The sequence below is a fragment of the Mesorhizobium sp. WSM4821 genome, from assembly GCF_055901555.1.
Map to the genome: position 1 here is coordinate 3,032,279 of NZ_CM148371.1, position 12,791 is coordinate 3,045,069.

Here is a 12,791-nt window from a genome sequence, read left to right on the forward strand (position 1 = left end):
CTCGTTTTATCTCATGCTGGACAGGTATCGGCCTGCCTCGCCTCTGGACTGTACTTCCTTGCCTACTCTTCGGCCGACAGCACATTGCGCGCGGCATAGAGTTCCGCCGTAAAATCGGTAATCAGAGCCGAGTTGATGCCGTCCGGCGGTCGCAGGATCAACGCGCGGAAATGGACCGCCGGCTCGAATGGCGTCGCGATAATGCCAGCGATCATGCGGTCGGCGATAACGGACGGATTAACCAGGCCGATTCCCATGCCTTTTGCAGCAAGAATGGCGATCGTCAGGCCATAGGGGGTCTCGATCAGGATACGCGGACGCACGCCATGCGCGGCGAAGACCTTGTCCATCGCAACCCGCACCGTGTCCTCCGGTGACAATGCCAGGAACGCCTCGTCGGCGAGATCGTTTGGCGTGATCACCGCTTTCTGCGCCAGTCGATGGTTCTTCGGCATCACGCAAACCGCGCGCGGGGTGTTGAAGACGCTGTGAAGCACACCGCTCGTGTCCACTTCGTCGGCGGCGAGCCCGATGTCGAAACTGCCTGATGCCACCAGATCGCGCACCACATTGGAGGTGCGCACCTGATAACTGATGCGCACCTGTGGATGCTTGCGCGAAAAGGCCACGATGGCGCGCGGCACCAGCCCGTGCCCCAGTGCCGACAGGCTGGCGACACGGATCGTGCCCGTGCCCACTTCCTTGATCTGGGCCGCGCGCAGCTTCAGCCGGTCGAGACCGACCAGATTAGCCTTCACTTCTGCATGGAAAAGTTCGCCTTCGCGCGTGGCTACCAGCCTGCCGCGGATGCGGTCGAACAAGTTGAAGCCGAGTTCGGCCTCCAACTTCGCGAGCGAGCGGCTGATCGCTGGCTGCGAGGTGTCGAGCAGCGTTGCGGCAGCGCCAGCGCCGCGTGTGATCATGATTGCGTTGAAGACATCGACGTCGTGCAGGTTCATGGATAAGCCATATCAAAAACGGATGAACTTTATCGTTATGGTCATAGATAGCAATGGGCGAGATGGCTATGGTTTGCTTATGACCCAGCGCGACGACACCTCCCATGTCCATCCTCCCAAGCGTTCGCAAGAGCCATTCCAGTCGTTGGCGATGCCTGTTGAGCGTGCGTCGACCGTCATCTTCGACGATCTGGAATCCTTCGAACGTCGCGTCGCGCGCCTGTATGACGGCTTCAGCTACGGGCTCTACGGCACGCCGACCAGCCGTCAGTTGGAGGATCATATTGCCATGCTGGAGCACGCGACGCGCGCGCTTGTCGTCCCTTCTGGTATGGCAGCCATCGTGCTGGCGACGATGGCCACCTGCGGCGGCGGCGACCGGGTGCTGATGCCTGAAACACTTTACGGTCCGGCGCGCGACATGATGGCCCGTTTTCTGGGGCCGCTCGGCATCCACGCGGTTTCCTATGATCCCCGGCTCGACGCTGGAATAGCTGCGCTGCTTGACGACACGACACGGCTGGTGTGGGTGGAATCGCCGGGCTCGATCACCTTGGAGGTGCAGGACGTGCCGGCCATCGTGGCAGTAGCTCACAAGGCCGGCGCATTGGTGGCGGCGGACAATACCTGGGCTTCGCACCTGCTGTTCAAGCCGCTCGACTACAACGTCGACATTTCTATGCAGGCGCTTTCCAAACATGCCGGCGGCCATGGCGATCTGCTAATGGGTTCGCTCGCCGTGCGAGATGAGGCTCTGTTCCGGCGCCTCAAGGATACGGCGCGATATCTCGGTTACGGCGTTTCGCCAGAAGACTGCGCGCTATGCGAGCGCGGCTTGATGACCATGCCGGTGCGCATGCGACACGCCGACGCCACGGCCCGCAGCATCATGGAGTGGCTGTCAGGGCGGACCGAAATCGCCCAGCTCCTTCACCCGAGCCTGCCGGACCACCCCGGCCACGCTGTCTGGAAACGCGACTTCGCCGGTTCGGCGGGTGTGTTCTCCTTCGTGCTACGGCCGGAACTGGCCCCGCTCCAATCGGAAATTCTCGCTCGTATGCGCCTCTTCAGGCTCGGCGCGAGCTGGGGCGGTGTGCATTCGTTGATCTCGGTCAGCGATCCGCGAAGAGACCGTCCCGCCCCCGATTGGCTGAAGCGTGGGCCGGTCTGGCGCCTGTCGATCGGCCTCGAGGCACCCGACGACCTGCTGGCCGATCTTTCCCAAGCCTTCGACCTTTTTGCCGAAGGCCGGCGGAACGGAGCTGCGTTGGCCGATGCCAAGGCTGCCGAGTGACAAGAAACTCAACAAACAAGGGGAATAACGATGAAAACCAGAAGTTTGAAATGGATCACCGGTATCGCGATCGGGCTAGTAGGTCTGGCCACCGGCGTCGGCGAGGTATCGGCGCAGGCCGTCGTCAACAAGATCAAGGAGCGCGCTTATGTGAGCTGCGGCGCCAGCCAAGGCGTGCCAGGTCTCTCGCGTCCGGACGAGAAAGGCTATTATCGCGGCTTCGATTCCGACATCTGCCGCGCGTTCGCGGTCGCTATCCTCGGCGACAAGGATAAGATCCGCTATGTGCCCCTCAATGCCGGGCAACGTTTCCCGGCACTGCAGACGGGCGAGATCGACATTCTATCGCGCACATCCACCATCACGTTTTCACGGGATACGGTTGTCCGTTTCGTCTGGATCAACCTCTACGACACGGACGGTGTGCTGGTGCGCAAGGCCGACAATATCACTGAGCCGAAACTGCTCGACGGCAAGACCGTCTGCCTGCAGGGCGGCGGCTCGCTGACCGAAAAGGCCATTGAGGAAACCGAGGAGGAATTCGGGATTTCCATGAAGAAGGTCTACTACGACTCGACCATTCAGGCGCGTGACGCTTTCTTCGGTGGTCGTTGCGACTCCTACGTAACCGACGGCACCGCCGCGGCAGGCCAGCGTGCCTCGGTGGCCAAGAATCCGGAGGACTACGACATCCTCAAGGTCGGCCACGCCGCTGAGCCCAATGGCGTGGCTGTCGCGCGCGGCGACGACCAGCTCTTCGACGTGGTGCGCTGGACGATGAACGCCCTGTTCTGGGCCGAAGCCAACGGCATCACCGCGCAGAACATCGATGAAAGGCTCGCTGCGGGCGATTCGGAGATCAAACGGGTGCTTGGCGAAGAGCCCGGCTTTGGCGCGCCGCTCGGGCTGGACGACAAATGGGTCTACAACGTCATCAAGCAGATGGGCAACTATGCCGAAATCTGGGACCGGAACCTGGGCAGGGACAGCCCGCTTAAGGTCGAACGCGGCATGAATGCGCTGTGGAAAGACGGCGGTCTGAACTATCCCTTCCCATGGGATTGAGCCTTGGTCGGGCGCGTGCCGAGCGCGCCCTTCCCCTTAATCGATGAACCGAGGCCGGTATGCTGAGCGACGCCAAGACCAGATCGATCATCATTCAAGGCGTGTTGGTGACGGCTGTCATCGCTTTCGCTGCGCTGCTGGTCTCCACCACCTTCGCCAATCTAAGGGCGCGCGGTATCCCGATTGGCTTCGATTTCCTGACGATGCCGTCCAGGATCATCATTTCCGAGGCCATCCTCACCTATAAATCGCGCGATCCCTACTATTGGGCGATCGTTGTCGGGCTGGCCAACACGGTCTTCATTTCCGCTCTTGTCATCTTCTTTTCCTCTCTCCTTGGCCTCGTCGTCGGCATCACCCGGCTGAGCAGCAATCCCCTAGCCGCGGGTACCTGCCGGGTCTGGGTTGAAATAGCCCGCAACTCACCGCCGATCGTCCTTTTGATTTTCCTCTATTCGTTGTGGTGGAAGGTGCTGCCGCCGGTCGGCGAAGCGCTGAATCCGCTGCCCGGTGTTTACGCATCCATGCGCGGCGTCGTCGTGCCGGCCTTCGGCATCGACATCGGCATGACAGGCGCACTGATCATCCTGTTCGCCCTGACACTCGCCGCGCTCAGCTACGGTCTCGCCCGGAGTGGTCGCCTGCCGCGTTTGGTTGTGCCGGCGATTCTGGCTGCCGGAGTCGTGGGACTCTGGCTCGCCGATATTCGCTTCGCTGTCGATTTCCCGGTCTTCACGGGTTCGAACTTCCGGGGCGGCAGTGAACTGACGCCCGAGCTCAGCACCATCCTCGTCGGCCTCACGATCTACACCACCGGTTTCGTGGCCGAGATCGTACGCGGCGGTGTTCTGTCGGTCGGCCGCGGCCAGTGGGACGCCGGCCATTCGCTCGGCCTGCCACGTGGCAAGATCCTGCGGCTGGTCGTCATTCCACAGATGCTGCGGGTGATCGTCCCGCCGCTCAATAGCCAGTACATCAATGTCGTCAAGAATTCGACGCTGGCGATCGCCGTCGGCTACCCGGACTTCCTCGCGGTGATGAATACCATCATCAGCAAGTCCAGCCACTCGATCGAAGGCGTGTTCATCATCCTCGGCGCCTATCTCGCCCTTAATCTTACCCTGTCGAGCGCGGCCAACTGGTACAACCGCCGCATCGCCATCGTGGAGCGGTGACCATGGCCATGTCTCTTCCCATGTGCTCCAAGGCAACGCCGGACCATCTCCGGTTCGCCGGCCTGCGGCGCCCCGCCAAGCTGTTGTTCGGCACACCGCTCAACGCCGCGCTCACGCTGCTGTTCGGCGCGCTGCTGTTCGTCACCGTGCCGACCATGCTGCGCTGGCTGGTGATCGATGCGGTGCTCTTCGACCCCGACCCGAATGCCTGCCGAGCAGCCACTGGCGCCTGCTGGAGCTTCATTTATGCCAAATCCGGCCAACTTCTGTTCGGCATCTATCCGTTCGACGAACGCTGGCGACCAGCCATTGTTTGCCTGCTCATTCTGGCGCTACTCGGCTGGTCGGTGCGTCCGACGAGCTGGACGTCACGACTGCTGGCGCTCTGGGTGGCGGCGTTCGCTTTGATCTTCTGGCTGATGGGGGGAGGCTTTGGACTGGCCGAAGTGCCGACTTCAACCTGGGGCGGCCTGCCGGTGACACTGATCTTGACCGTCGTCGCCATCGGCATCGCCTTTCCGGTCGGCATCCTGCTGGCGCTGGCAAGGCGCTCGACCCTGCCGGCCGTCCGGGTCGGCGCGGTGTTGCTGATCGAATCCGTGCGTGGACTGCCATTGCTGTCCATCCTGTTCGTGGCGTCAATCATGATGCCGCTGTTCTTGCCCGAGGCGCTGCTGCCCGACAAGTTTGTGCGCGCGCTTGTCGCGCTCACCATCTTCGCGGCTGCCTATCTCGCCGAAGTGATCCGCGGCGGCCTGCAGGCCATCCCGAACGGGCAGTATGAGGCAGCAGCGTCGCTCGGCCTGCCCTTTTGGCGCACACAACGTCTCGTCATCCTGCCGCAAGCCATCCGGGTGGTGATCCCTGCGCTCGCCAACACCATCATCGTTATGATTAAAAACACGAGCCTTGTCCTGGTCATTGGGCTGTTCGACCTGATCAGTTCAGGCAAGGCTGCACTGGCCGACCCCGAATGGCCGTCGCCAGCCGCCGAGACATTTCTCTTCATTGGCGCGATCTTCTTTGCGTTGTCCTTCTCCTTCGCCCGCTTCGCCGATTTCCTGGAGCGGCGGGGCCCGGCCGCTCACTAGGAATGCTGCAATGTCGACTTCCGTATCTGCCATTCGGCACGTTCCATCCCTGCCCATGACAAACGATCCCACCGCCGTCGAGATGGTCGGCGTGAACAAGTGGTACGGGGCCTTCCACGTATTGAAAAATATCGATCTCACCATCCAACGCGGTGAAAAACTGGTGATCTGCGGACCGTCTGGTTCAGGCAAATCGACCATGATCCGCTGCATCAACAGACTGGAAGAGCACCAGCAGGGCCGCATCGTCGTGGATGGTATTGAACTGACCGGCGACCTGAAGAAGATCGATGAAATCCGCCGCGACGTCGGCATGGTGTTCCAGCACTTCAATCTGTTCCCGCACCTGACCATTTTGGAAAACCTGACACTGGCGCCGATCTGGGTGCGCAAGATGCGGCGCAAGGAAGCCGAGCAGGTCGCCATGCACTATCTCGATCGCGTGAAGATCCCGGATCAGGCGTACAAATATCCCGGGCAGCTTTCCGGCGGCCAGCAGCAGCGGGTGGCCATCGCGCGCTCGCTTTGCATGAGTCCGAAGATCATGCTGTTCGACGAGCCCACCTCGGCGCTCGACCCTGAAATGGTCAAGGAAGTGCTCGACACCATCATTTCGCTGGCCGAAGAGGGCATGACCATGCTGTGTGTTAGCCACGAGATGGGCTTTGCCCGACAGGTGGCCGACCGTGTCGTCTTCATGGACCAGGGTGAAATCGTCGAGATCAACACACCGGCCGAGTTCTTCTCGAGCCCGCACCATGAGCGCAGCAAGCTATTTCTGGCCCAGATCCTGCATTAGCTAGCTTGTCGCGCTTAGTGTCGCCTAGGGCTGTGGCCTGCTTGTGTCGGAGGTCACCAACCTCAAGACCTCGCTGTGTTTGAACAGCTCTTCCGTTGGGCGCGCATTCCGCCAGCCCAAGGCGCTGGTTAAACGTCTCTTATCGTTTGACGGTAGGCATCTCTTCTTTCCTTTCCGCCTCGAACGCCATCTTCCCCAGCTTTGTCCAGACGCCGCGCGCACGTTTGCCGTCCTCGCTCTGGAGCTTGTCGGCCATCCAGAGCAGCGCGCCGTAGATGGTGGCACGATCATCGCGGGTCAGGTCCACGATCCCGGCCTTGACGACGAGCCCACCGAGTTCGATCAGGTGCCGCGTGCGCTTGCGGCGCTCGACCTGCCAATCGCGCATGTCATGCCGCGCCCGTGCCGCCTGATGGCGATTGCGGGCCGCCCGGTTGCGCCGGAGCGCTGCGAGCGTTGCGGCCAGATGCCGAAGCAGATCGCCGCGAACGGCTCTGGAAAAACGTCGCACCGCGCTTCGCCCATGCCTCCCGCTTTCCGGCTTCCTTGGTCTCCGCCAGCACGATCAGCGCACCCGCCAGTTCCTCGGCGTTGAGCGCATCGGCTCCAGTGGCGATCACCAGTTCGCCAAGCTGCTGCACCTTGCGGGTCTTCAGTTCGCGCGCCCTGTCCTCCAGCGCCTTCAGTTCCGCATCAAAATCGCGTGGCTTGCGCATCGTTGTCTCCATGAGTTGTCGAGGCAATGATGATAGGTGAGCACTTTGCCGAAGGCTCCAGGGTTGCCGGGACGGCTCGGGACGGGCTGGTCGCTCCCGAGATTTTTTCGAGGGAGGGGGCGCTTATACGTCGTGCCGACGTGGGCTTTGTCGTGCAAATGATCCGGTCGCGATGGCGATCTATCATCTTCACGTCAAGGTCATTGGCCGCACGTCCGGCTCCAGCGCGGTGGCCTCCGCTGCCTACCGTTCGGCCTCGCGGCTGCGCGACGAGCGCATTGACCGTGTCCAGGATTTCTCCGCCAAGCGCGGCGTCGTCCATTCCGAAGTGATGCTGCCGGACAATGCGCCCGAAGCATGGAGTGACCGCGAACGGCTGTGGAACGATGTCGAGGCGTTCGAGGTCAGGAAGGATGCGCAGCTTGCCCGCGAGGTCGAATTCGCCCTGCCGCGCGAGATGAGCGTGCGCCAAGGCATCGAGCTTGCCCGCGACTTCGTGCAGGCCGAATTCGTGGAGCAGGGCATGATTGCCGATCTCAATGTGCATTGGGACAGGGCAGAGGACGGCATGCCCAAGCCCCATGCCCATGTCATGCTGACCATGCGCGCGGTGGACGAAAATGGCTTCGGCCAGAAGGTGCGGGACTGGAACCGCACGGAAATGGTCGAACGCTGGCGCGAACGTTGGGCCGAACTTGCCAATGAGCGCATGGCCGAACTCGACATAGACGCGTGCATCGACCATCGCAGCCATGAAGCGCAGGGCATCGCGCTTGAGCCGCAAAGCGAGATCGGCGCGCCTGCGCATCGGATCGAGGATCAGCGGAGCGAAGCCGACCGCGCCGAGTTGCACCGCGAGATCGCGCGCGGCAATGGTGAACGCATCATCGCTGATCCCGAGCTGGCGCTGGATGCGATCACGCATCAGCAATCGACGTTCACGCGCCGCGACATGGCAAGGTTCGCGCACCGGCACAGCGACGGGATCGATCAGTTCAACGAAGTGATGGATGCAATAGGAAACGCGCCCGATCTGGTCGAACTCGGCAAGGATTCTCGCGGCGAAGATCGCTTCACCACACGCGACATGATCGAGGCCGAACAGCGTCTGCACCGTGCCGCCGAACTGATGGCCGAGAGGGAACGCCATGAGGTCAGCGACAGGGACAGAGAGGCAGCGCTTGCTCGCGCCGAACAGCGCGGACTGTCCCTGTCCAACGAGCAGGCCGATGCGCTGGCGCAGATCACGGAGGGGCGCGACCTGGGCATCGTCGTCGGCTATGCCGGAACCGGCAAGAGCGCCATGCTGGGCGTGGCGCGGGAGGCATGGGAAGCGGCCGGCTATCAGGTCAGGGGCGCTGCACTTTCCGGCATCGCGGCGGAAAATCTCGAAAGCGGATCGGGCATCGCCTCGCGCACCATCGCCAGCATGGAACATGGCTGGGGACAGGACCGGGATCTGCTCACCACGCACGACATTCTGGTGGTCGACGAGGCGGGCATGGTCGGCACGCGCCAGTTGGAGCGGGTGCTGTCCCATGCTGCCGAGGCCGGAGCCAAGGTCGTGCTGGTCGGCGATCCGCAGCAGTTGCAGGCAATCGAGGCGGGCGCGGCCTTCCGCTCGATCCACGACCGTCATGGCGGCGCAGAAATCGAAACCGTGCGCCGCCAGCGCGAAGGCTGGCAGCGGGACGCCACGCGCGATCTGGCAACCGGCAGGACCGGCGAAGCGATCCGCGCCTATGACAGTCACGACATGGTGCATGAGACCCAGACGCGCGAACAGGCACGTGACGACCTGGTCGACCGATGGGACCGCGACCGGCAGGAAGCGCCCGACGAAAGCCGCATCATCCTCACCCACACCAATGACGAGGTGCGTGCGCTCAACGAAGCCGCACGCGAACGGATGCGGGCTGCGGGTGATCTTGGTGATGATGTGCAAATCACGGTCGAGCGCGGCGAACGCAGCTTCGCCAGCGGGGACCGCGTCATGTTCCTGCAAAACGAACGCGGGCTTGGCGTGAAGAACGGCACGCTCGGCGCCATCGAAGAGGTCAGCACGCAATCGATGTCGGTGCGCACCGACGACGGCCGCTCCGTGTGCTTCGACCTCAAGGACTACGACCGCATCGACCATGGCTATGCGGCGACCATCCACAAGGCTCAGGGCATGACCGTGGACCACACCCATGTGCTGGCGACGCCTGGCCTGGACGCCCATGGCAGCTATGTCGCGCTGTCACGGCACCGTGACGGCATGGACCTGCATTACGGCCGCGACGACTTCGCCAACGAGGACCGGCTGGTGAACACGCTGTCGCGCGACCGGGCCAAGGACATGGCGTCGGATTACGAACAACGCGATCCGGCGCAGGACTACGCAGAACAACGCGGCATCGCCGTGAACGCGCACGTTGCGGAAATCGATCTGAAGGCCGAGCCGGACCAGCGGCGCATCATTCTCGACGGCCGGAGCCTGCCGGCAGAGAGCGCACCGCCCGGTCACGCCGCCACCGAGCGGCCGGAAAGGGAAAGCGTCGGGATCGAAGCCGGCCGCGAAGCGAACATTGCGGAAAGAGAGATCGCGAATGACGCCGAGGAAGAATTGCGCCGCGCCCGCACGCAGGCGCTCATCCGCCATGCCCGTGCCCTCGGCGTGATCTTCGATGCGGACGATGCCGGCCGCAAGGCAAGCCCCGGAGAATGGAATGAACTGGTCGATGCCCGCAGGGAGTTCGATCATCTGCGGCCGCATGGCTGGCGAGATGCCGAAGCCGCTTACGCCAAGGACGAGAGCCTTGCCCGCGAGGCTGGATCGGGCAAGGTCAACCGCGCCATTCGCGCTCTCCAGCTCGAAACTGAAATCCGCACCGATCCGCAGCGCCGCGCCGATCGCTTCGTGGCGCGCTGGCAAAAGCTCGACCAGACCTGCGATCGGCAGTATCAGGACGGCGACATGGCCGGCTACAAGGCAACCCGGTCGGCGATGGGCGACATGGCCAAAAGTCTCGAACGCGATCCGCAGCTTGAATCCATCCTTGCCGGCCGCAAGCAGGACCTCGGCATCGCGTTCGAATCAGGCGACAGCCTTGGTCGCGAACTCGCCTTCAATCACGGCATCGACCTCGGGCGGGGCCGGGGCCTCGGACTCTAGACCCCCGTCCGATTTACCGCCGTTTCCACGTCACCCTACGACGCGGCAGCGATCCCTCTTGCGCGTCCGTATCGCTTCGCCCTGTGTGGTCTCGACAGTTGTCAGAAACGGCCAACAAGAGGCAGGCCAGCCATGCGCGAACCAGACCGTATCATTCGGCTCAAAACCGTCCTTGTTCGGACCGGGCTGTCGCGGTCCACCATCTACCGCAAGATCGCCGAGGGCACCTTCCCGGCCCAGATCAGGATCAGCGTCAATGGTGCGGGCTGGCATGAATCCGACATCAACAGATGGATCACTGATCCCATCTCCTGGCAGCCAAAAAGCGAGTTCGACTTCGAGGACTGATCGCGCGGCCTGGGCCGAAGTGCAAGTAGTCGTGGTAGTGCGAAAATGGCCCAATCCACCAAGGACTGCCGCGATATGGCCGCTTCGCGCACAATTTCAGCCGTCGCATGGCTCGTTCAGGTCCTCCTGAAAGCAGCCATGGCTGGGCCCCGACCTCCGAGGCTCTAACCTGTCTTCGTCATGGGACGCGGACAACCATCTCCACTTCGAGTTGCAACATTGGGGTAAAGAGGGACTGCACCCCCAACACGGTGAGACTCGGCATTGTTCCGGCAAGCATCGCTTGGATCGGTGCATAGGCCTCGAGAAAGCGCTCTGTTGTGCCATCGACAACATAGATGCGGAGCATAACGATGTCGTCTGTCGAGGCGCCTAGTTCTTGGAGGGCAGCCTTCAAGCTATTGGCAATGAGCTCCGCTTGGCCACCTACTGTCTCTGGCACCGCCGAGCCGTCGAGCGGGGATGCAATCTGCCCCGACAGGTAGGCCAACTGCCTTGCCTGGGCGACGCTGATTTGTGAGTGACCGTTCGTGGTCGAGTCCCACATCGTTGAAGGGTTGTGACGAACCACCGGGGCGATATCGAGAGGGGACATGGCGGACATAGCTATTCTCCATCGTGTTTGCTTGACGCGCGACTAGGAACGGGAGGTGTTCTGGCGCTACAGTTCGCGATATAAGCGATCTATTGGGGAATGTGTGTCCCCACACTGTGGACGGGGTGCCTGTTGCGAGACGAACTCGATATCGGAGCCATCCGGGCGTTTATCGCTGTGGTGGACGCTGGCGATTTCACGACGGCTGGGCGAGCGCTGCGCATAACGCGATCGGCTGTGGGGAAGGCCGTTATCAGGCTGGAAGAGCGTCTTGGCGCAAGGTTGCTTAACCGAAGTACGCGCCGAGTTTCGCCCACTTCGGACGGCCTGCTTTTCTACGAACGCTGCGTTTCGCTGCTGGCAGAACTGGAAGAAGCAGAGGCGGCAGTCCGGCACCGTGAGCAAAAGCCCCGTGGCACGATAAAACTGTCCGTTCCTGATGCCTATGGCCGGCTACGCATCTTGCCGGTTCTGCAGGAATACCTCCTCCGATGGCCAGAGATCAGGGCAGAGGTGACATTTTCCGATCGCATCAGTGACCTCGTTGGCGGCGGCTATGATCTCGCGGTTCGCATAGGGGGACTTGAATTCAGCACCGGCCTTGTGAGCCGCGTCATTGATCGGATCGATGGAGTCCTGTGCGCCGCGCCGTCCTACCTCTCCAAACGCGGCAAGCCAGACAACCCCGAAATGCTAAACGAACATGATCATCTGGCATTTGGCCGCGACGGGCACTTAATGGCCTGGTCGCTTCAGGCCGGTGATGAACTGGTGAAAGTTAGACATGCGCAAGCGAGAATGGTCATGGATAGCGCCGATGGCCTGCGTGCCGCAGCGATTGCGGGACTCGGCATTGCCAGTCTGCCAAGCGCAATTGTGGCGGCCGATCTCGAAGCGGGAAGGTTGGTCCCCCTTCTGGCAGAGTATCAAGGTGAACCGCTACCGGTATACGCGCTCTATCCAGATCGTCGCCATATGCCCTCGAAGGTCCGAATGCTCATTGATCTGCTCGTTCAACGTCTGGCGCAAAGCGGGAAAACGACGGATTTGTGAGAGCCCTGGGCGCACCTACGCCTTCTCAACAGGGCTGACCGCTTTTGGCCATTTGGCCGGGCTCGTTGAACGACCGAATTGGGTTCGTTCGTCGGCCCAAATGAGGCGTTCAATCTCGCCGATTTGGGCTGCTAGCCGCACATGTGCGGCGGGGTCAAAAAGCCCATTGTCATGCGCCAGCGGAACGCTGTGACAAGCGAACACCAGCGCCGCCACCGTTCTCCGGAATGAATTCGATCCCGGCCGCTTCGAACACCGTACGAATTGCAGCGATGGTTGAATTCTTTAACTGCTCGCCTCTTTCTAACCGCGCGATGGTATCGGGAGATACATTCGCTTTTAGGGCTAGCTCTCGAGTCCCCCAGCCCAATGCGACACGTGCCATCTTGCATTGAACTGCATTCATTTCGTAACCGTGGTACGATTTTTGTTGATCCATCGCCGCATCTTCAATATCGTACCTCTGATACGATTTTTCGCTTGAAAGCGGCTGCTGTCGGTGTGCAACCACCCACAGCAGCCTGACCACAACCCAAGCT

General features: G+C 61.9%; 13 protein-coding genes. 8 read left to right on the forward strand and 5 right to left on the reverse strand.

Features of this window, described 5'->3' with window-relative positions:
• Positions 1-62 precede the first annotated feature (62 nt).
• Positions 63-959, reverse strand: coding sequence for a LysR family transcriptional regulator (locus AC0NID_RS14645; RefSeq protein ID WP_473458031.1), 897 nt, complete (start codon positions 957-959; stop codon positions 63-65).
• A 79-nt stretch (positions 960-1,038) separates the two neighbouring features.
• On the opposite strand from AC0NID_RS14645, the gene AC0NID_RS14650 reads away from it, so the two are divergent.
• The 5 genes from AC0NID_RS14650 to AC0NID_RS14670 are packed head-to-tail and all read left to right on the forward strand — an operon-like array spanning position 1,039 to position 6,383.
• Complete coding sequence (locus AC0NID_RS14650) at positions 1,039-2,253, forward strand: trans-sulfuration enzyme family protein (RefSeq protein WP_473458033.1); 1,215 nt, start codon at positions 1,039-1,041, stop codon at positions 2,251-2,253.
• Between the two features lie 30 nt (positions 2,254-2,283).
• Positions 2,284-3,318, forward strand: coding sequence for a transporter substrate-binding domain-containing protein (locus tag AC0NID_RS14655; RefSeq protein ID WP_473458035.1), 1,035 nt, complete (start codon positions 2,284-2,286; stop codon positions 3,316-3,318).
• A gap of 59 nt (positions 3,319-3,377) precedes the next feature.
• The gene (locus AC0NID_RS14660) at positions 3,378-4,493 is read left to right on the forward strand and encodes an amino acid ABC transporter permease (protein WP_473458037.1); all 1,116 of its coding nucleotides are present in this window, start codon (positions 3,378-3,380) and stop codon (positions 4,491-4,493) included.
• A 2-nt stretch (positions 4,494-4,495) separates the two neighbouring features.
• Positions 4,496-5,584 carry an amino acid ABC transporter permease gene (locus AC0NID_RS14665; protein WP_473458038.1) on the forward strand — a complete coding sequence of 363 codons (1,089 nt, stop codon included), beginning with the start codon at positions 4,496-4,498 and terminating at the stop codon, positions 5,582-5,584.
• Positions 5,585-5,639: 55 nt separating this feature from the next.
• Positions 5,640-6,383, forward strand: a complete 744-nt coding sequence (locus AC0NID_RS14670; RefSeq protein ID WP_473458039.1) for an amino acid ABC transporter ATP-binding protein — start codon at positions 5,640-5,642, stop codon at positions 6,381-6,383.
• 139 nt (positions 6,384-6,522) lie between these two features.
• Here the strand turns inward: AC0NID_RS14670 and AC0NID_RS14675 are convergent, their stop codons facing one another.
• Together AC0NID_RS14675 and AC0NID_RS14680 are read right to left on the reverse strand one after the other, a co-directional pair.
• The gene (locus tag AC0NID_RS14675; protein ID WP_473458040.1) at positions 6,523-6,771 is read right to left on the reverse strand and encodes a conjugal transfer protein TraD; all 249 of its coding nucleotides are present in this window, start codon (positions 6,769-6,771) and stop codon (positions 6,523-6,525) included.
• Position 6,772: 1 nt separating this feature from the next.
• Positions 6,773-7,099, reverse strand: a complete 327-nt coding sequence (locus AC0NID_RS14680) for a conjugal transfer protein TraD (protein WP_473458042.1) — start codon at positions 7,097-7,099, stop codon at positions 6,773-6,775.
• A gap of 172 nt (positions 7,100-7,271) precedes the next feature.
• Between AC0NID_RS14680 and traA the strand changes: the two genes are divergently transcribed.
• A complete protein-coding gene (gene traA, locus AC0NID_RS14685; RefSeq protein WP_473458043.1) occupies positions 7,272-10,256 on the forward strand; it encodes a Ti-type conjugative transfer relaxase TraA in 2,985 nt (994 codons plus the stop codon).
• Between the two features lie 132 nt (positions 10,257-10,388).
• On the forward strand, positions 10,389-10,604 hold the full coding sequence (locus AC0NID_RS14690; protein ID WP_473458045.1) for a helix-turn-helix transcriptional regulator: 216 nt from the start codon (positions 10,389-10,391) through the stop codon (positions 10,602-10,604).
• A gap of 178 nt (positions 10,605-10,782) precedes the next feature.
• Here the strand turns inward: AC0NID_RS14690 and AC0NID_RS14695 are convergent, their stop codons facing one another.
• On the reverse strand, positions 10,783-11,208 hold the full coding sequence (locus tag AC0NID_RS14695) for a RidA family protein (protein ID WP_473458047.1): 426 nt from the start codon (positions 11,206-11,208) through the stop codon (positions 10,783-10,785).
• A 123-nt stretch (positions 11,209-11,331) separates the two neighbouring features.
• Here AC0NID_RS14695 and AC0NID_RS14700 point away from each other — a divergent pair, with 123 nt between their 5' ends.
• Positions 11,332-12,252, forward strand: a complete 921-nt coding sequence (locus AC0NID_RS14700; protein WP_473458049.1) for a LysR family transcriptional regulator — start codon at positions 11,332-11,334, stop codon at positions 12,250-12,252.
• Between the two features lie 169 nt (positions 12,253-12,421).
• On the opposite strand, the gene AC0NID_RS14705 is transcribed toward AC0NID_RS14700, so the two are convergent.
• Complete coding sequence (locus tag AC0NID_RS14705) at positions 12,422-12,658, reverse strand: helix-turn-helix domain-containing protein (protein WP_208760111.1); 237 nt, start codon at positions 12,656-12,658, stop codon at positions 12,422-12,424.
• Positions 12,659-12,791 lie beyond the last annotated feature (133 nt).